17 protein-coding genes are annotated in these 18393 nt (G+C 73.8%); 4 read left to right on the forward strand and 13 right to left on the reverse strand.

Annotation, left to right across the window (positions count from 1 at the left end; translation table 11 throughout):
- Positions 1-127: 127 nt before the first annotated feature.
- The 4 genes from FZ988_RS14630 to FZ988_RS14645 all read right to left on the reverse strand — a co-directional run bounded on the left by FZ988_RS14630 (position 128) and on the right by FZ988_RS14645 (position 4127).
- Positions 128-1813, reverse strand: coding sequence for a ribonuclease J (locus FZ988_RS14630; protein WP_149204760.1), 1686 nt, complete (start codon positions 1811-1813; stop codon positions 128-130).
- Positions 1814-1833: 20 nt separating this feature from the next.
- Positions 1834-2748, reverse strand: coding sequence for a 4-hydroxy-tetrahydrodipicolinate synthase (gene dapA / locus FZ988_RS14635; protein ID WP_149204761.1), 915 nt, complete (start codon positions 2746-2748; stop codon positions 1834-1836).
- Between the two features lie 90 nt (positions 2749-2838).
- A complete protein-coding gene (locus FZ988_RS14640) occupies positions 2839-3330 on the reverse strand; it encodes a dihydrofolate reductase (protein ID WP_149204762.1) in 492 nt (163 codons plus the stop codon).
- Entirely contained in the window at positions 3327-4127 is an 801-nt protein-coding gene (locus tag FZ988_RS14645) for a thymidylate synthase (RefSeq protein ID WP_149204763.1), read from the reverse strand. Before FZ988_RS14645 ends, FZ988_RS14640 begins: the two co-directional genes overlap by 4 nt.
- An 89-nt stretch (positions 4128-4216) precedes the next feature.
- On the opposite strand from FZ988_RS14645, the gene FZ988_RS14650 reads away from it, so the two are divergent.
- The 4 genes from FZ988_RS14650 to FZ988_RS14665 all read left to right on the forward strand — a co-directional run bounded on the left by FZ988_RS14650 (position 4217) and on the right by FZ988_RS14665 (position 7557).
- Positions 4217-5707, forward strand: a complete 1491-nt coding sequence (locus FZ988_RS14650; RefSeq protein WP_149204764.1) for an NAD-dependent succinate-semialdehyde dehydrogenase — start codon at positions 4217-4219, stop codon at positions 5705-5707.
- The gene (locus FZ988_RS14655) at positions 5704-6564 is read left to right on the forward strand and encodes an AzlC family ABC transporter permease (protein WP_149204765.1); all 861 of its coding nucleotides are present in this window, start codon (positions 5704-5706) and stop codon (positions 6562-6564) included. The genes FZ988_RS14650 and FZ988_RS14655 overlap by 4 nt, the downstream gene beginning before the upstream one ends.
- The gene (locus tag FZ988_RS14660) at positions 6561-6878 is read left to right on the forward strand and encodes an AzlD domain-containing protein (protein WP_149204766.1); all 318 of its coding nucleotides are present in this window, start codon (positions 6561-6563) and stop codon (positions 6876-6878) included. The genes FZ988_RS14655 and FZ988_RS14660 overlap by 4 nt, the downstream gene beginning before the upstream one ends.
- Positions 6879-7020: 142 nt before the next feature.
- Positions 7021-7557 carry a GNAT family N-acetyltransferase gene (locus tag FZ988_RS14665; RefSeq protein ID WP_149204767.1) on the forward strand — a complete coding sequence of 179 codons (537 nt, stop codon included), beginning with the start codon at positions 7021-7023 and terminating at the stop codon, positions 7555-7557.
- Here FZ988_RS14665 and FZ988_RS14670 read toward each other — a convergent pair.
- The 9 genes from FZ988_RS14670 to infB all read right to left on the reverse strand — a co-directional run bounded on the left by FZ988_RS14670 (position 7526) and on the right by infB (position 18345).
- Complete coding sequence (locus FZ988_RS14670) at positions 7526-7990, reverse strand: hypothetical protein (protein WP_246169532.1); 465 nt, start codon at positions 7988-7990, stop codon at positions 7526-7528. The genes FZ988_RS14665 and FZ988_RS14670 overlap by 32 nt on opposite strands.
- A 28-nt stretch (positions 7991-8018) precedes the next feature.
- A complete protein-coding gene (gene dapB, locus FZ988_RS14675; RefSeq protein WP_149204768.1) occupies positions 8019-8771 on the reverse strand; it encodes a 4-hydroxy-tetrahydrodipicolinate reductase in 753 nt (250 codons plus the stop codon).
- Positions 8772-8885: 114 nt separating this feature from the next.
- Positions 8886-10238, reverse strand: coding sequence for a M16 family metallopeptidase (locus tag FZ988_RS14680; RefSeq protein ID WP_149204769.1), 1353 nt, complete (start codon positions 10236-10238; stop codon positions 8886-8888).
- 1 nt (position 10239) lies between these two features.
- Entirely contained in the window at positions 10240-12477 is a 2238-nt protein-coding gene (locus tag FZ988_RS14685; RefSeq protein ID WP_149204770.1) for a polyribonucleotide nucleotidyltransferase, read from the reverse strand.
- 283 nt (positions 12478-12760) lie between these two features.
- Positions 12761-13030, reverse strand: a complete 270-nt coding sequence (gene rpsO, locus FZ988_RS14690) for a 30S ribosomal protein S15 (protein ID WP_149204771.1) — start codon at positions 13028-13030, stop codon at positions 12761-12763.
- A gap of 93 nt (positions 13031-13123) precedes the next feature.
- Positions 13124-14173, reverse strand: a complete 1050-nt coding sequence (locus FZ988_RS14695) for a bifunctional riboflavin kinase/FAD synthetase (protein ID WP_149204772.1) — start codon at positions 14171-14173, stop codon at positions 13124-13126.
- A gap of 156 nt (positions 14174-14329) precedes the next feature.
- Complete coding sequence (gene truB / locus FZ988_RS14700; RefSeq protein ID WP_149204773.1) at positions 14330-15238, reverse strand: tRNA pseudouridine(55) synthase TruB; 909 nt, start codon at positions 15236-15238, stop codon at positions 14330-14332.
- Between the two features lies 1 nt (position 15239).
- Positions 15240-15737, reverse strand: coding sequence for a 30S ribosome-binding factor RbfA (rbfA, locus tag FZ988_RS14705; RefSeq protein WP_149204774.1), 498 nt, complete (start codon positions 15735-15737; stop codon positions 15240-15242).
- 127 nt (positions 15738-15864) lie between these two features.
- Positions 15865-18345: a translation initiation factor IF-2 gene (infB, locus tag FZ988_RS14710; RefSeq protein ID WP_246169539.1), complete on the reverse strand. Its 2481-nt coding sequence runs from the start codon at positions 18343-18345 to the stop codon at positions 15865-15867.
- Positions 18346-18393: the final 48 nt, after the last annotated feature.

An 18393-nucleotide genomic window follows, 5' to 3' on the forward strand; every position in this document is an offset into this window, starting at 1 on the left:
CCTGCGACCACGGACGACGCCCGGGAGGTGGGCCGGGCCGTGTCGCTTCGACGGGCAGCTCGGGGCGCCGCGCCGGGACGGCGACGCCCGGCGGGGCGGGTGCGTCCCCTCGCCCTGCCTCGCGGGGTCAGGCCTCGACGACCACCGGGATGATCATCGGGCGCCGGCGCAGCCGCCCCGAGACCCAGCGCCCGACGACGCGTCGCATGACCTGCTGGAGCTGGTGGGTGTCGCACCCGCCGGCGAGCGCGGCCTCCTCGAGCGCACGGACGAGCTCGGGCTGGATCGAGTCGAACACCGCGTCGTCCTCGGCGAACCCGCGCGCGTGGATCTGCGGACCCGCGACGACCTTGCCGGTCGCCGAGTCCACCACGGCGAAGATGGAGATGAACCCCTCCTCACCGAGGATCCGGCGGTCCTTGAGCTCGGCGTCCGTGATCGCACCGACGCTCGAGCCGTCGACGTAGACGTAGCCGCAGGGCACGGCCCCGACGATCCGGGCGACCCCGTCGGCGAGGTCCACGACCACGCCGTCCTCGGCCAGCACGACGCGGTCCGCCGGGACTCCCGTCCGCACCGCGACTGCGCCGTTCGCCACGAGGTGGCGCACCTCTCCGTGCACGGGCATGACGTTGCGGGGCCTGAGCACGTTGTAGCAGTACATGAGCTCGCCCGCGCTCGCGTGCCCTGACACGTGGACGCGCGCGTTGCCCTGGTGCACGACGTTCGCGCCCAGGCGCATGAGGCCGTTGATCACGCGGAAGACCGCGTTCTCGTTGCCCGGGATCAGGGACGACGCGAGCACCACCGTGTCGCCGTGGCCGATCTGCACGCGGTGGTCACGGTTGGCCATGCGGGACAGCGCGGCCATCGGCTCACCCTGCGAACCCGTGCACATGAGCACGACCTCGTGAGCGGGGAGGTCGTCGACGGCCTTGACGTCCACGAGCACGTCGGGCGGCACCGTGAGGTAGCCGAGGTCCGCCGCGATCGTCATGTTCCGCACCATCGAGCGGCCCACGAAAGCGACGCGACGACCGTGCGCGGCCGCGGCGTCGAGCACCTGCTGCACGCGGTGCACGTGCGAGGAGAAGGACGCCACGATGACCCGCTGCTCCGCCTTCGCGAAGATCTGGTCGAGCACGGGGCCGATCTCACGCTCGTGCGTCGTGAAGCCCGGGACCTCGGCGTTCGTCGAGTCGACCATGAAGAGGTCCACGCCGGCCTCGCCGAGGCGCGCGAAGGCCCGCAGGTCGGTCACCCGCCCGTCGAGCGGGAGCTGGTCCATCTTGAAGTCGCCCGTGTGCAGGACGGTGCCCGCACCGGTCCGCACGGCGACCGCGAGCGCGTCGGGGATCGAGTGGTTGACCGCGACGAACTCGCACTCGAACGGGCCGAGCTGCTCGACCTGCCCCTCGCGCACGGCGAGCGTGAAGGGGGTGATGCGGTGCTCGCGGAGCTTGGCCTCGAGGAACGCCAGGGTGAGCTGGGAGCCCACCACCGGGATGTCGGGCCGCAGGCGGAGCAGGTACGGGACGGCACCGATGTGGTCCTCGTGACCGTGGGTCAGGACGAGCGCGTCGACGTCGTCGAGCCGGTCCGCGATGTACTCGAAGTCGGGCAGGATCAGGTCGACGCCGGGCTGGTGGTCCTCGGGGAACAGGACCCCGCAGTCGATGATGAGGAGGCGGCCGGCGAACTCGAGCACGGCCATGTTGCGACCGATCTCGCCGAGGCCGCCGAGGGCGACGACGCGCAGGGCTCCGGGGGCGAGCGCGGGCGGCAGGCCGAGGTCGGGGTGGGGGTGGCTCATGGGTCTCCTGGCGTTCGGGACTAGACCGTGGCGGCGCCCGGCAGGCCTGCGGCCACGAGCCCGGCTCGGACGGCCTCGACCTCCTGCGGCGAGGCCTCGACGAGGGGCAGGCGCAGCGTGCGATGGGGCAGCAGGCCGAGGATCTCCAGCGCGGCCTTGGCGGCGACGGCCTGGAAGCCGGCCCCGTTGACCGCGTCGATCGCGGGGACGATGCTGCGGAAGACGCGGAGGGCCTCGGCGTGGTCGCCGGCGTCGAACGCCGCGGTCAGCTCGGCGAGCCGGCGGCCGGCCACGTGCCCCACGACGCTGACGATCCCTGCGGCGCCGTGCGCGAGCAGGCTCAGGTACGCCGAGTCGTCACCGCTGTACCAGGCCAGGCCCGTGCGCTCGATGGCCTTGGCCGCGGCGTACACGTCACCGGTCGCGTCCTTGACCGCGACGATCCGCTCGTGATCGGCGAACCGGTCGAGGGTCGCGGCGCTGTAGCGCACGCCCGTCCGTCCGGGCACGTCGTACACCATCACGGGCAGGCCGGTCGCCCCGGCGACCGCCTCGGTGTGCCGGCACACGCCCTCCTGGGACGGCCGCGAGTAGTACGGACTCACGACGAGCAGCCCGTGGGCACCCGCCTCCGCGGCCTGCTCGGCCATGCGGACCGCGTGCGCGGTGTCGTTGGAGCCCGCGCCGGCGACGACGACGGCCCGCTCCCCCACGGCCTCGACGACCGCGCGGACCAGGTCCGCCTTCTCGGGCGCGTGCGTCGTCGGTGCCTCCCCCGTGGTCCCGTTGAGGACGAGACCGTCGTGCCCCTCGTCGACGAGGTGGCGCGCGAGGCGCACCGCGGCCTCGAGGTCGACGGCCCCGTCCAGCGTCATCGGCGTCACCATGGCGGTGAGCACCGCGCCGAAGGGCCGGTGCGCGGGAGTGGAGGCCATGGCCGACAAACTACCGCCCGAGCGCGGCCGGCGGCCGCTGACGCACGCACCGTGGAACGCTCCGGGCGCGTGCCGGGAGCGTCGGCGCGCTCAACGCACGTAGGTGCGGAACCGGTACCGCAGCCCGGTCCCGGAGACGTGCCAGCCGTCCTCGGGGTCCTGCCCGGCCGGACGCCAGGTCGCGTCGACTTCCGGCGCGCGGGTGTCACCAGTGACGCGGACGTCGACCTCCGTCAGCTCGATCCGGTCCGCTACCGGGAGGAACGCCGCGTACACCTGCGCCCCGCCGATGACCCACAGGTCCCTGCTCCGGAACCGCTCGAGCACCTCGTCGACGTCCCTCAGCACGGTCGCCCCCTCGAGCGCGAGGCCGGGGCGGCGGCTCAGCACCACGTTCTCGCGGCCCGGGAGCGGACGGAACCGCTCGGGCAGCGACTCCCACGTCGCCCGGCCCATGACCACCGGGTGGCCCGACGTGAGCCTCCGGAAGTGCGCACGGTCCTCGGGCAGGTCCCACGGCAGGTCGCCGTCGACGCCGATCCAGCCGTCGGCCGACTCCGCCCAGACGAGGGCGACGCTCACACGGCCACCGGGGCCTTGATCGCCGGGTGGTGCTGGTACCCGACGACCTCGACGTCCTCGAACGCGTACTCGAAGATCGACGGTGCGCGGCGGAGCTCGAGCCGCGGGTACGGGTACGGCTCCCGCGTGAGCTGCTCACGCACCTGGTCGACGTGGTTGTCGTAGATGTGGCAGTCGCCGCCCGTCCACACGAAGTCGCCCACCTCGAGGTCCGTCTGCTGCGCGACCATGTGCGTCAGGAGCGCGTACGAGGCGATGTTGAACGGGACGCCGAGGAACAGGTCGGCGCTGCGCTGGTAGAGCTGGCAGGAGAGCCGGCCGTCCGCGACGTAGAACTGGAAGAACGCGTGGCACGGTGCGAGCGCCATGCGCGGGATCTCGGCGACGTTCCAGGCCGAGACGACGAGCCGACGGGAGTCCGGGTCGGTCCTGATGTTCTCGACGAGCTGGGCGATCTGGTCGACGTGCCCGCCGTCGGGCGTCGGCCACGAGCGCCACTGCACCCCGTAGACCGGCCCGAGCTCGCCGTCGGGCCCCGCCCACTCGTCCCAGATCGTGACGCCGCGCTCCCGCAGCCAGGCGACGTTGGAGTCGCCGCGCAGGAACCACAGGAGCTCGTGGACGATCGAGCGCAGGTGCACGCGCTTCGTCGTCACGAGCGGGAACCCGGCGCCCAGGTCGAACCGCATCTGGTGACCGAAGACGCTGCGCGTCCCCGTGCCCGTGCGGTCCCCCTTCGGGGTCCCGTGCTCCAGGACGTGCCGCAGCAGGTCCTCGTACGGCGTGGGGACGACCATGGCGCCATCCTAGGCACCGCCCGCCCGACGTCGTCGCACGACGGCACGACCCCGTTGCGCCCGCGGCGCGACCGTCCATACTGACCCCCATGGCGACGACGCACGCATCCGGGGTCCCCGCGACGCTCGCGGCCCACCTCCCGACGGGCCTGCTCATCGGCGGGCACTGGCAGCACGCCTCCGGGGGCGCGACCTTCCCGGTCCGCGACCCCGCGACCGGGCACGAGCTGTTCGACGTCGCGGACGCGACACCCGACGACGGGCTAGCCGCGCTCACCGCGGCCCACGAGGCCTTCCCCGCGTGGCGTGCGACGGCGCCCCGGGTGCGTGCCGAGCTGCTGCGCGCCGTCTACGAGCGGGTCATGGCCCGCATCGACGACTTCGCGGCCCTCATCACGGCGGAGGGCGGCAAGCCCCTCGCCGAGTCACGTGCCGAGGTCGCCTACGGCGCGGACTACGTGCGCTGGTACTCCGAGCAGGCGGTGCGGATCAACGGCCTGGCCCGCACCGCACCGAGCGGCGCGAACCGGCAGGTCGTCCTGCAGCGCGGTGTCGGCCCGGCCCTGCTCATCACGCCCTGGAACTTCCCGCTGGCGATGGCGACGCGCAAGATCGCGCCGGCGCTCGCCGCCGGGTGCACCGTCGTCGTGAAGCCCGCAGGCCTGACCCCGCTCACGACGGCGCTGTTCGCCGAGGTCGTGCGCAGCGAGCTCGCCGACCGCGGGCTGCCGACGGGCGTCGTCAACGTCGTCCCCACCTCGTCCTCGAGCCGGCTCAGCGGGCCGATGCTCGCCGACCCACGCCTGCGCAAGCTCTCCTTCACGGGTTCGACGGAGGTCGGACGCGTGCTGCTGCGCGAAGCCGCCCAGGGAGTCCTGCGGACGTCCATGGAGCTCGGCGGCAACGCCCCGTTCCTCGTCTTCGAGGACGCCGACGTCCCGGCCGCCGTCGAAGGAGCGGTCGCCGCGAAGATGCGCAACGCCGGCCAGACCTGCGTCGCCGCCAACCGGTTCCTGGTGCACGAGTCCGTCGCCGCGGAGTTCAGCGCGGGCCTGGCCGACGCGTTCGACCGCCTCGTCGTCGGCCCAGGGTCGGCACCCGGCGTGACCGTGGGCCCGCTCATCGAGGAGGCCGCCGTCGAGCGGGTCGCCGAGGTCGTCGCCGAGGCCGTCGACGGCGGTGCGCGTGTCGCCACGGGCGGCGACCGGCCGGACCGGCGCGCGCTTCCTGGCCACTTCTTCAACCCGACGGTGCTGACCGACGTGGACCCCGAGTCGCGCGCCGTGCGCGAAGAGGTCTTCGGGCCCGTCGCGCCCGTCGTGACCTTCGGCTCCGAGGACGAGGCCCTCGATCTCGCGAACAGCACGGAGTTCGGGCTCGTCGCCTACGCCTACACGCGCGACGTCTCCCGCGTCTTCCGGGTGGCCGAGCGCATCGAGTCGGGGATGCTCGGCGTCAACCGGGGCATGGTCTCCGACGCGAGCGCGCCGTTCGGCGGGGTGAAGAGCTCCGGCCTCGGGCGTGAGGGCGGCGAGGCGGGCATCGAGGAGTACCTCGAGAGCGTGTACGTCGCGCTGTGAGGAGCGCGAGACACCCGCACGCGTCCCCGTCGTCCCAGCCACCGCCCGACGCACGGGCCGCCGCCATCCGGCAGGCGTTGTCCGTCTCCGCGGCGACCGGCGTGTACGGCATCTCCTTCGGCGCCCTCGCCGTCGCCGCCGGCCTCGACCTGTGGCAGACGACGGCCCTGAGCCTGCTGATGTTCACGGGCGGCTCCCAGTTCGCGTTCATCGGCGTGCTGGGAGGTGGCGGCGCAGCCGGTGCGGCCGTCGCGACCGCCGGGCTCCTCGGCGCCCGCAACGCGCTCTACGGGGCCGCGCTCGCACCTCTGCTGCACGCCCGCGGCGCGCGACGCGCACTGGCGGCGCACCTCACGATCGACGAGTCGACGGCCGTCGCGACGGCGCAGCGCGACCCCGACGTCGCGCGGACCGGCTTCTGGTGGACCGGGCTCGGGGTGTTCGTGCTCTGGAACGTCTTCACCGCGGTGGGTGCGCTCGTCGGGGACGCCCTCGGAGACCCGACCCGCTGGGGGCTCGACGCCGCGGCGGCCGCGGCGTTCCTCGGCCTGCTCTGGCCGCGGCTCGCGAGCAGGACCGCCCAGGGGGTCGCCGCGGGCGCCGTCGTCGTCGCGCTCGCCCTGACGCCCCTCGCTCCTGCGGGGGTGCCGATCCTCGCCGCCGCGGCGGTCGCGGTCGTCGTCGGCTGGCGGGACCCGGGTCCTCGCCTGCACGGCCACGACCACGATGACCGCCACGACGACGACGACGGACCCGGCGGACCGCCCGCACCCGGCCCTGCGCCGACGTCACGGGGCGCTCGGACGGGGCCGGCAGCGCGGCCCTGGAGCCGGGTGCGCCCAGGGGCCGGCGCGTGAGCGCGTACGCGGCCACGTGGGTCGCCATCCTGGCCGCGTCCGCGGTGTGCTTCCTCACGAAGCTCGTGGGCCACCGGGTCCCGGAGCACTGGCTCGCCCAGCCGCGCGTCGCCCGCGTCGCCGCGCTGGTGACCGTGGCCCTCCTCGCGGCACTCGTCGGCGTGACGACCGTCGTGACAGGCGCATCGCTCGCCGTCGACGCACGCCTCGTGGCAGTCGCCGTCGCGGCGGTGGCTCTCGCGCTCCGGGCACCGTTCGTCGTCGTGGTCGTCCTGGCCGCGGTGGTCGCGGCCGTCCTGCGCGCGCTCACGTGAGCGGCGCCGGATCGACAACGCGCGGGAGCAGCGGTCATGCTGCCGTCATGCACCGACCCGCCCCAGCACCCGCAGGTCCGCACGCCCTCGCCCGCCCGGCCGGCGCGCCGGGCTCGGCGACGACCCGCTCCGGGACCCGCTGATGGCGCTGTTCCGGGAGCAGGCGGACGTGTCGGTACGGCCGGCGACGCCCGAGGACGACGAGGCCGTCGCCCGCATCCAGCTCCGCGCATGGCGCCACAGCCACGCCGGGCTCCTCGGCGACGCGGTGCTCGACCAGCTCGACACCGGCGCGGTGCGCGCGCAGTGGGCGCAGGCGATCCGCGTGCCGCCCTCCCCCGCCCACCTCGTGCTCGTGGCGTGCGACGGACCCAGGGTGGTCGGCTTCGCCGCCTCCGCACCCGTCGAGGACGGCGTCGAGGTGCTCGCCCTCGAGGTGGACCCGGACCACCAGCGCGGCGGGCACGGCTCGCGACTCCTCACCGCGTGCGTCGACCTCGCACGTGACCGCGGCGCCCACCACCTGCGCACCTGGGTGCTCGACGGCGACGCCGCCCGGGAGCAGTTCCTCGCCTCGGCCGGCCTGGGTCAGGACGGCGCGCGGCGCGAGCTCGGTGTGGACGCGGCCCCGCAGGGCGCGCGGCCGGTCACCGAGACGCGCTGGGGCGCCGAGATCTAGCCCGGAGCCGAGCCGCGGTGCGCAGCGCCTCACGCGCCCGACGCCGGTCCCGCGCCGCGTCGTAGGCGAACCCGAGCCGGAACCACGCCGCCCAGTCCTGCGGTGCAGCCTCGACGTCGGCGCGGGCCGTGACGAACGCGGCATCCGCGGCCGCGCGGTCGATCCGCCCGCCGGGGCTGCGGGGCAGCTCGTCGACGGGCAGCCGTCCGTCGGCCGCGAGCTCGTCGGCCATGCGCTGGACCGCGACCGCGAGACGCCACTCCCGGACGACGAGCCACAGGCCGAGGACGGGCAGGACGACCACGGCGAGCCCGAGCCCGACCGCCACGGGCTCGCCCGTGCGCACGAGCGCGACAGCGCGGCCGGCGACCGCCACCAGGTAGATCACGAGGAGGGTCGTCAGGGCGAGTGCCCCGAGCAGGGAACGACGCACCGGGCTGCTCCGCTTCAGGGGGTCGAGGTCACAGGTCGAGGAGCGGGTCGAGACCGACCGTGAGGCCCGGGCGGTGCCCGACCTGGCGGACCGCGTGCAGCACGCCGGGCATGAAGGACGACCGGTCGAACGAGTCCGTGCGCAGCGTGAGCAGCTCGCCGGGGTTCCCCAGGAGGATCTCCTCGTGCGCCACGAGCCCCCGCAGGCGCACCGCGTGGACCCGGACGCCGTCGACGTCGGCCCCGCGCGCACCGGGGACCTCGTGCGTCGTCGCGTCGGGCATGGGCGCCATCCCTGCGGCTCGGCGCGCCGCAGCGATGCCCGCCGCCGTGTGCCGCGCGGTCCCGCTCGGGGCGTCGACCTTGTCTGGATGGTGCAGCTCGACGACCTCGACGGACTCGAACCACGGCGCCGCCTTCGCGGCGAAGGCCATCGCGAGGACCGCTCCGATCGCGAAGTTCGGCGCCACGACCACACCGACTCCGGGTGCCCCCGCCAGGTGCTCGCGCACCCGGCCGAGCGAGTCCTCGTCCCATCCCGTGGTCCCGACGACGGCGTGCACCCCGTGGTCGACCAGCGCGTGCACGTTCGCCTCGGTCACGTCCGGGACCGTGAAGTCGACGGCGACCTGGGCGCCGGCCCGGGCGACCTGGGCGAGGTCGTCGCCGGCGTCGAGCGCTGCGACGAGGACCAGGTCGGGCGCGGCGTCGACGGCCGCTCGGACCGCGGTGCCCATGCGCCCGCCGGCACCGAGGACGGCAACTCTGATCGGCTCGGTCACGGTCTGCACACTAGTGCGTCCGACCAGGACGGCCGTGGTGCCGACCACCGCCGACAGCGCCGGCCGAAAGCCGACAGCCGCGGGGCAACCCCCGACAGGCGCCGACCGCCGCCGTCAGGCGCCGAAGGGCCCGACCTTGACGACCGACCGCGGAACGGCGGCGAGGACCGCGGCCAGGTCGCGGACGTCCTCGGCCGTGACCGCACGGATCCGTTCGAGGGACTCCTCCTGGCTCAGCAGCTCCCCGTGGACGAGCTCGGCCTTGCCGAGGCGGCTCATGCGCGACCCCGAGTCCTCCAGGCCCAGCACGAGGCCCCCGGACAGCTGCCCGATGCTGCGCTCGAGCTCGGCCGCCGTGATGCCGTCGGACGCGAGGCGCTCCCACTCCTGCGCGAGCAGCGTCAGGACCTCGTCGACCTTGGCGGGTGCGCACCCCGCGTACAGCCCGAAGATGCCCGTGTCCGCGTGGCCCGAGGAGAAGCAGTAGACCGAGTACGCCAGACCGCGCTTCTCGCGGACCTCCTGGAACAGGCGTGAGGACATGCCACCCCCGAGGACGGCGCTCAGCACGGACAGCGTGAACCGCCGGTCGTCCGTCGCGGTGAGCCCGGCGCCGCCCAGGATGACGTTCGCCTGCTCGGTCGTGCGGTGCACGACCAGCTCTGCGCCCGCGCTGCCGACCTCGGTCGCACCGTCAAGCCCGGGCCCGGGGCCGGCGCCGACCTGCCGGCGTCCCGTCGGCGTGGCCTCCGGGTCCAGGGTCCAGCCGCCGGCGCCGAGCACGTCGGTCACCTGGGTGCACAGGGCGTCGTGGTCGACGCCCCCGGCGGCCGTCACGACGAGCGTCTCGGGGCGGTAGTGCTCCCGGTAGTGCTCCCACACGGCGTCCCGCGGGACCGCACGGATCGTGTCCGGCGTGCCGCCGATGGGGCGCCCGAGGGGGTGGCCCGCCAGGACCGCGGCCGCGAACTGCTCGTGGACGACGTCCGACGGGTCGTCGTCGTTCATCGCGAGCTCCTCGAGGATCACTCCCCGCTCTGTCTCGAGCTCGCCGCCGTCGAGCCTCGCCGACGTCACCATGTCGCCGATGACGTCCACGGCCATCGGCACGTCGGCGTCGAGCACGCGGGCGTAGTAGCACGTGTGCTCCTTGCCCGTCGCGGCGTTCGCCTCGCCGCCCACGGCGTCGAACGCCTCGGCGATGTCCATCGCGCTGCGGCGGGCCGTGCCCTTGAACAGCAGGTGCTCGAGGAAGTGCGTCGAGCCGTGGTGCCCGTCCCGCTCGTCGCGCGAGCCGACGCCGACCCACGCCCCCACCGTGGCCGAGCGCATGCCCGGCATCGCCTCGGTCAGGACGCGGACCCCGCCGGGCAGGACGGTCCGGCGCACGATGGCGCCGCCGTCCTGCCCGGCGGTCAGGTCGCTGCCCGGTTCACCCGGGCCGCTCAACGAGAGGACGAGGGGCACCTCAGGCCTGGGCGCCGTCGGTCTGCTCGGCCGGCGCGGCGTCGGCGGGCTTGTCGCCCTCCTCGATGACCGCGTGCAGCGAGAGCTTGCCGCGCGGGTCGATCTCGCCGATCTCGACCTGGACCTTCTGGCCCACGCCGAGGACGTCCTCGACGTTCTCGACGCGCTTGCCGCCCACGAGCTTGCGGATCTGCGAGATGTGCAGGAGCCCGTCCTTGCCCGGGGACAGCGAGATGAACGCGCCGAAGGTCGTGGTCTTGACCACGGTGCCGACGAAGCGCTCGCCGATCTCCGGCATGTGCGGGTTGGCGATCGCGTTGATCGCCGCCCGCGCGGCCTCCGCCGACGGACCGTCGGTGGCGCCGATGTAGACCGTGCCGTCGTCCTCGATCGAGATGTCGGCGCCGGTCTCCTCCTGGATCTGGTTGATCATCTTGCCCTTCGGGCCGATGACCTCGCCGATCTTGTCGACCGGAACCTTCACCGTGATGACGCGCGGCGCGTTGGGCGACATCTCGTCCGGGACGTCGATCGCCTCGTTCATGACGTCGAGGATGTGCATCCGCGCGTCACGCGCCTGCGTCAGCGCGCCGGCGAGCACCGACGCGGGGATGCCGTCGAGCTTGGTGTCGAGCTGGATGGCGGTGACAAACTCCCGCGTGCCGGCGACCTTGAAGTCCATGTCGCCGAAGGCGTCCTCGGCACCGAGGATGTCGGTGAGCGCCGCGTAGCGGGTCTCACCGTCGACCGTCGCCGAGATGAGGCCCATCGCGATGCCCGCGACGGCCGCGCGCAGCGGCACACCGGCGTTGAGCAGCGACAGCGTCGAGGCGCAGACCGAGCCCATCGAGGTGGAGCCGTTCGAGCCGAGCGCCTCGGAGACCTGGCGGATCGCGTAGGGGAACTCCTCGCGCGTCGGCAGGACGGGCATCAGGGCCCGCTCGGCCAGCGCGCCGTGCCCGATCTCGCGGCGCTTGGGCGAACCCACGCGGCCGGTCTCGCCGGTCGAGTAGGGCGGGAAGTTGTAGTTGTGCATGTAGCGCTTGCGCGTCTCGGGCGCGAGCGTGTCGAGCTGCTGCTCCATACGGAGCATGTTCAGCGTCGTGACGCCGAGGATCTGCGTCTCGCCGCGCTCGAACAGCGCCGAGCCGTGGACGCGCGGGAGCACCTCGACCTCGGCGGACAGCGTGCGGATGTCCGCGAGGCCACGGCCGTCGATGCGGACGCCGTCACGCAGCACGCGCTCGCGCACGAGCTTCTTGGTGACCGCGCGGATCGCCGCGGAGAGCTCCTTCTCGCGACCGTCGAACCCGGCCTGCAGGGCGCCGACCGTCGACGCCTTGATCTCGTCGAGGCGGTTCTCGCGCGTCTGCTTGTCGGCGATGGTGAGCGCCTCGGCGAGCGCAGCGCCCGCCTCGGACTCGACGGCGGCGTACGCGTCGTCCTGGTAGTCGAGGAACCGCGGGAACTCCTGCGTCGGCTTGGCGGCCTTCGCGGCGAGCTCGGACTGCGCCTCGCACAGGGCACGGAGGAACGGCTTGGCGGCCTCGAGGCCCTCGGCCACGACCTCCTCGGTGGGCGCCGCGACGCCCTCGTTCTTGATGAGGTTCCACGAGCCGTCGGTGGCCTCGGCCTCGACCATCATGATCGCGACGTCGTCACCGACGACACGACCGGCGACGACCATGTCGAAGACCGCGCGCTCCTTGTCGCTGTACTTCGGGAACGCGACCCACTGGCCGTCGATCAGCGCGATGCGCACGCCGGCGATCGGGCCGGTGAACGGCAGCCCCGAGAGCTGCGTCGAGAGCGACGCGGCGTTGATCGCGAGCGTGTCGTACGCGTCGTCGGGGTGCAGCGCCATGACGGTGATGACGACCTGGACCTCGTTGCGCAGCCCCTTGGCGAACGTCGGCCGCAGCGGACGGTCGATGAGGCGGCACGCGAGGATCGCCTCGGTCGAGGGCCGGCCCTCGCGACGGAAGAACGAGCCGGGGATGCGGCCCGCGGCGTACATCCGCTCCTCGACGTCGACGGTCAGCGGGAAGAAGTCGAACTGCTCCTTGGGGTGCTTGCCGGCCGTCGTGGCCGACAGCAGCATCGTCTCGCCGTCCAGGTAGGCGACGGCGGAGCCGGCGGCCTGGCGGGCCAGGCGGCCCGTCTCGAAGCGGACGGTGCGGGTGCCGAAGCGGCCGTTGTCGATGACGGCCTCGGCGAACTGGATCTCGGGTCCCTCCATAGGGATGCCCTCCTCTTTCGATCGATGGTGCCCGGCTGCGTGGCGGTCATCGATCGAGATCCGCGGACCGGTCTCGTTCCGCGGACCACTACCGAAGACCGGACAACGGTTCCGGGCGGTGTGGTCGTGCTGGGTGGTGCGGTGATGCTGTGGGTCTGTGCGGGTCGTGCGATGGTCCGTGAGGGACCTGAGGAGCCGTGCGCGGCACCGTGCGGTGCGTCGTCGCGAGCGCCTCACACCGGACCAGCCCGGACCCGTGCGGGTCCGGGCTGGTCCGGGAAGATCAGCGGCGCAGGCCGAGCCGTTCGATCAGGCTGCGGTAGCGGTTGATGTCCACCTTCTGCAGGTAGCCGAGCAGGCGGCGGCGCTGGCCGACCAGGAGGAGCAGGCCACGACGCGAGTGGTGGTCGTGCTTGTGCTCCTTGAGGTGCTCGGTCAGGTCCTTGATGCGCTGCGTGAGGAGCGCGATCTGGACCTCGGGCGAGCCCGTGTCGTTCTCGGTCGTGGCGTACTCGGTCATGATCCGCTGCTTGGTTGCGGCGTCGAGGGGCACAGGCTCTCCTTGGTGTCTCGCTGCGCGGTGCTCCGGGGCATGTCCACCCGGGCGCTCTGGGTCCGCGGCCGTTCTGACGGCACTGGCATGCTATCAGTCGGCCGGACGGCGCCCCAACACGAGCGGCCCGGCCGCAGACCAGGCACGGGTGCGCGCGACGTCGTCGTCCATCTGCTCGACGAGCTCCTCGACCGAGTCGAACCGGACCGTCGGCCGCAGCCGCTCCACGAACTCGACGACGACCTCCTCGCCGTACAGCTCGAGGTCCGTCCGGTCCGGCACGTGCGCCTCGACGCGGCGCTGCACGCCGTCGAACGTCGGGTTGGTGCCGACGGAGATCGCGACCGGCAAGAACCCGTCGGGCTGGTCCGCGGGATGGTCGACGCGCCTGAGCCACCCGGCGTACACGCCGTCGGCGGGGATCATGCCGGTGGCGTCCTGCGCCAGGTTGGCCGTCGGGAAGCCCAGCTCGCGCCCCCGCGCGTCACCGTGGACGACCACCCCCCGGACGCGGTGCGGCCGGCCCAGGATCTCCGCGGCGCCCGCGACGTCACCCGCGGTCAGGAGCTCGCGGACCCAGGTCGAGGACCACCGCCTGCTCGGCGGCTCCAGCTCCCCCGCGTCCCCTGACGACGCCGCGTGAGCACTCGAACCGGCCGGGGCGATGCTGCCGTGGACGTCGTCGATCACGTCGACCGTGAAGCCGTGCAGCCTGCCCAGCTCGACCATCGTGGCGAGGTCACCCGCGTTGTCGCGACCGAAGCGGACGTCGTGGCCGACGACGACCGTCGTCGCACGCAGGCCGTCGACGAGGTAGCGCCGCACGAACTCCTCGGGCGTCGACCGGGCGAACTCGAGCGTGTACGTCACCACGAGGACGGCGTCGAGGCCGGTCTCGGCAAGCAGCTCCAGGCGGTCGGTCACGCCGGTGAGCAGCGGCGGGGCTAGCTGCGGCCGGTGCACCTGCGCCGGGTGGGGGTCGAACGTGACGGCCACGGCCTGCCCGCCCGCAGCACGCGCGTCCGCGACCATGCGGGTCAGGACCCGCCGGTGCCCGCGATGCACCCCGTCGAAGTTCCCGATGGTCACGACCGACGGCCCGAAGCCCGCCGGGACCTGGTTCAGGTCGGTCCAGCGATGCACGCGCTGACTGCTCCTCTCGGGCCTTGCCCCGCCGCCCGGCAGGACGGCACGTGCGATCATGCCACGCCCGCGCACCTGCGACGGGCGACGAGCGACGAGCGACGGACGGCGCAGGGTCCATCGCCCGGGAGCGGCGCCGGGCCGCACCGCGACGGCTCAGGCCGGTGCGAGCACGAGGATCGGCCTCGAGGCCCCCTCGACGTCGGCCAGGAGGGCCACGAGCGTCCCGTCGGGGCCGAACGCGGCCACGGGTGCCTCGCGGCTCCCGGCCACGCCGTGCGGCGCGGGCTCGATCCGCTTGCCGTAGGACAGCGCGCGAGCCTCGGCCTCGGAGAGCTCGCGCGCCGGGAAGGCGGCTCGCGCGGCGTCGGCGACGGGCAGCACGACGAACGAGCGCTCGAGGTCCTCGAGGGTCGCGGCGGCGTCGATCGGGTAGCCGCCGACGCGGGTGCGCCGCAGCGCGGTGAGGTGCCCGCCGACCCCGAGGGCCGCTCCGACGTCCCGGGCGAGCGCCCGTACGTAGGTGCCCGACGAGCACACGACCGTGGCGTCGACGTCGAGCGCCGCGAGGCCGTCACCGGCCGCGGGCACCGGCCGGACGTCGTGGACGTCGAACCGGTGCACGGTCACGGGCCGGGCCGCGAGCTCGACCTGCTCGCCGGAGCGCACGCGGGCGTAGGCCCGGCGCCCGTCGACCTTGATCGCGCTCACGCTCGACGGGACCTGGCTGATGGGCCCGGTGAGCTCCGCCACCGCGGCGTCGAGCGCCGCCCGGGTGACGCGCGAGGCGTCCGCCACCTCGAGGACCTCGCCCTCGGCGTCGTCGGTCGTGGTCGTCGCACCGAGCCGGATCGTCGTGCGGTACTCCTTGTCCGCATGCACCACGTACGTCAGCAGGCGCGTCGCACGCTCGACGCCCAGCACGAGGACCCCCGTCGCCATCGGGTCGAGGGTCCCGGCGTGGCCGACGCGTCGCGTGCCGGCCAGCCGCCTGACCCGCGCGACGACGTCGTGGCTCGTCCAGCCCGCAGGCTTGTCCACGACGACGAGACCGTCGAGGGCCACCTCAGCGACCGGTGCCCTCGGCGTCCGTACCGGCCGCGGCGCCCGTAGCGGCCGCCGCGTCGTCGCCGTCCTCCTCGAGGTCGTCGGGGTGACGGTACGGGTCGGCGTCGCCGGCGTACTGCGCCGACGCGGCGAGGGCCGCGACCTCGGCGTCCTTCGCGGCGGCTTCGCGGAGCGCCTCCTCGAGGTGCTGCGCGGTCTGGGGCAGCGCGTCCGCGATGAACTCGAGGGTCGGCGTCAGCCGGATCCCCGTCTGCTTGCCGACCTCGGAGCGGATGAGGCCCTTCGCGCTCTCGAGCGCGGCGGCCGTGCCGGCACGGGCCTCGTCGTCGCCGAGCACGGTGTAGAACACCGACGCGTGCTGGAGGTCACCGGTCACACGGACGTCGGTGACGGTCACGAACCCGAGCCGCGGGTCCTTGACCCGCGTGTCGAGCATCTGCGCGACGATCTTCTGGATCCGCTCGGCGAGCTTGCGGGCCCGGGGGTGATCAACCACGACGACCTACCTTCCGCCCCTCGTGGGGCCGTGCACTGGTGCGAGCAACCAACAGGACGCCCCGACGGCGAGGGCCACGGGGGGCCGTGCGCCGGCACTGCGGCGCACGACCCCCCGACGGTTCACCTCAGGAGCGCGGCTTCTCGCGCATCTCGAACGTCTCGACGACGTCGTCGACCTGGAGGTCGTTGAACGACCCGAGGCCGATGCCGCACTCGTAGCCCTCGCGGACCTCGGTCGCGTCGTCCTTGAACCGCTTGAGCGACTCGATGGACAGGTTGTCGGCGATGACGTTGCCGCCTCGCAGGACCCGCGCCTTGGTGTTGCGTCGGATGGTGCCCGAGCGCACGAGCGAACCCGCGATGTTGCCGAACTTGCTCGACCGGAAGACCTCGCGCACCTCGGCGGTACCGAGCTGCACCTCCTCGTACTCCGGCTTGAGCATGCCCTTGAGCGCAGCCTCGACGTCCTCGATCGCCTGGTAGATGACCGAGTAGAACCGGACGTCCACGCCCTCGCGGTCCGCGAGGTCCTCGACGCGCTCCGCGTACTTGACGTTGAAGCCGAGGATGATCGCGTTGTCGACCGTCGCGAGGTTGACGTCGTTCTGCGTGACGGCACCCACACCACGGTGGATGACGCGCAGGTCGACCTCGTCGCCGACGTCGATCTTGAGCAGCGCGTCCTCGAGTGCCTCGACGGCACCGGAGACGTCGCCCTTGAGGACCAGGTTGAGGGTCTCGACCTTGCCCTGCTGGAGGGCCTGCGTGAAGTCCTCGAGGCTGATGCGCTTGCGACGCTTGGCCAGGAGGGCGGCACGCTCGGCCGCCTCGCGCTTCTCGGCGATCTGCCGCGCGGTCCGGTCGTCGGGCGCCACCAGGAAGGTGTCGCCGGCTCGCGGCACGGACGTCAGGCCGAGCACCATGACGGGCCGGGCCGGGGTGGCCTCGACGACCGTCTCGCCGTGCTCGTCGAACATCGCGCGGACGCGGCCGTAGGCCGTGCCGGCGACGATCGCGTCACCGACGCGCAGGGTGCCGGACTGCACGAGCACCGTCGCGACCGCACCGCGGCCCTTGTCGAGGTTGGCCTCGACGGCGACGCCGCGCGCGTCCTTGTCGGCGTTCGCCCGCAGGTCGAGCGCCGCGTCGGCGGTGAGCAGGACGGCCTCGAGCAGGTCGTCGATGCCCATGCGCTTGAGCGCCGAGATGTCGACGAACATCGTGTCGCCGCCGTACTCCTCGGCCACGAGGTTGTACTCGGTCAGCTGCTGCCGGATCTTCGCCGGGTTCGCGCCTTCCTTGTCCACCTTGTTGACCGCGACGACGATCGGCACGCCGGCCGCCTGCGCGTGGTTGAGCGCCTCGATGGTCTGCGGCATCACGCCGTCGTCCGCCGCGACCACGAGGATCGCGATGTCCGTGACCTGGGCACCACGGGCACGCATGGCGGTGAACGCCTCGTGGCCCGGGGTGTCGATGAACGTGATCGCCCGGTCCAGGCCCTCGTGCTCGGTGTGGATCTGGTACGCACCGATGTGCTGCGTGATGCCACCGGCCTCGCCCGCGACGACGTCCGCCGAGCGGATGGCGTCGAGGAGCTTGGTCTTTCCGTGGTCGACGTGACCCATGACGGTGACGACCGGCGGGCGCGCCGTGAGCTGGTCGTCGCCCTCCTCGGCGAGCTCGGCCTCGAGGTCGATGTCGAAGGACCCGAGGAGCTCGCGGTCCTCCTCCTCCGCGGAGACCATCTCGATGCGGTAGCCGAGCTCGGCGGCGAGCGTGCCGAACGTGTCCTCGTCGAGCGACTGCGTGGCCGTGGCCATCTCGCCGAGGTGGAAGAGCACCGTCACGAGGCTCGCGGGGTTCGCGTCGATCTTGTCCGCGAAGTCGTTGAGCGAGGAGCCGTGACGCAGCCGGACGACGGTCGTGCCGTCGCCGCGGGGAACCTGCACGCCGCCCAGCGAGGGGGCCTGCATCTGCTCGAACTCCTGGCGCTTCGCACGCTTCGACTTCCGTCCGCGCACGGGACGACCGCCGGCGCGACCGAACGCACCCTGCGTGCTGCCTCGTCCGGCGCCACGACCGCCACCACCGGGACGACCGGCGAAGCCGCCGCCCGCGGGACCGCCGGGAGCGCCGCCGCCACCACCGGGACGACCGGCGAAGCCGCCGCCGCCGCCAGGACGACCGCCGCCACCGGGACGACCGGGGCCACCCGCGCCACCGGCGCCGGGGCGACCGACGGTGCTGCGGCCCGGCATCATGCCGGGGTTCGGACGCGGGCCGCCGGGCGCGGGCGCCGGGCGGGGACCGCCGGGACGCTCGGCCGCGGCGTCGCCGCGCGTGCCACCGGGCCGGGGCATGCCCTGGCTCGGTGCGAAGGGGTTGTTGCCCGGACGCGGCGCACCGGCGCCGGGGCGTCCGCCCTGGCGGGGCATCCCCTGGCTCGGCGCGAACGGGTTGTTGCCGGGGCGCGGGCCACCGGGGCGCGCACCGCCCGGACGCGGACCCGCTGCCGGGGCCGCGGGCGCGGCGGGAGCCGCAGGCGCCGGGCGCGGGCCCGGTGCCGGGCCGGTCCCCCGTCCGGCTCCGGGGCCCCCCGCGATCCGGCAGACTGGACGCCGTGACCGTCGGTGAGCTGGCCCCGTCGACGC

Source organism: Actinotalea subterranea (genome assembly GCF_008364845.1).
Lineage (GTDB): Bacteria > Actinomycetota > Actinomycetes > Actinomycetales > Cellulomonadaceae > Actinotalea > Actinotalea subterranea.

Excerpts from the sequence above, each read along its gene's own strand:
- FZ988_RS14645 (WP_149204763.1), bottom strand. The coding sequence starts at position 4,127 with ATGGTCGTCCCCACGCCGTACGAGGACCTGCTGCGGCACGTCCTGGAG.
- FZ988_RS14665 (WP_149204767.1), top strand. The coding sequence starts at position 7,021 with ATGGCGCTGTTCCGGGAGCAGGCGGACGTGTCGGTACGGCCGGCGACG.
- FZ988_RS14685 (WP_149204770.1), bottom strand. The coding sequence starts at position 12,477 with ATGGAGGGACCCGAGATCCAGTTCGCCGAGGCCGTCATCGACAACGGC.
- FZ988_RS14650 (WP_149204764.1), top strand. The coding sequence starts at position 4,217 with ATGGCGACGACGCACGCATCCGGGGTCCCCGCGACGCTCGCGGCCCAC.
- FZ988_RS14630 (WP_149204760.1), bottom strand. The coding sequence starts at position 1,813 with ATGAGCCACCCCCACCCCGACCTCGGCCTGCCGCCCGCGCTCGCCCCC.
- dapA (WP_149204761.1), bottom strand. The coding sequence starts at position 2,748 with ATGGCCTCCACTCCCGCGCACCGGCCCTTCGGCGCGGTGCTCACCGCC.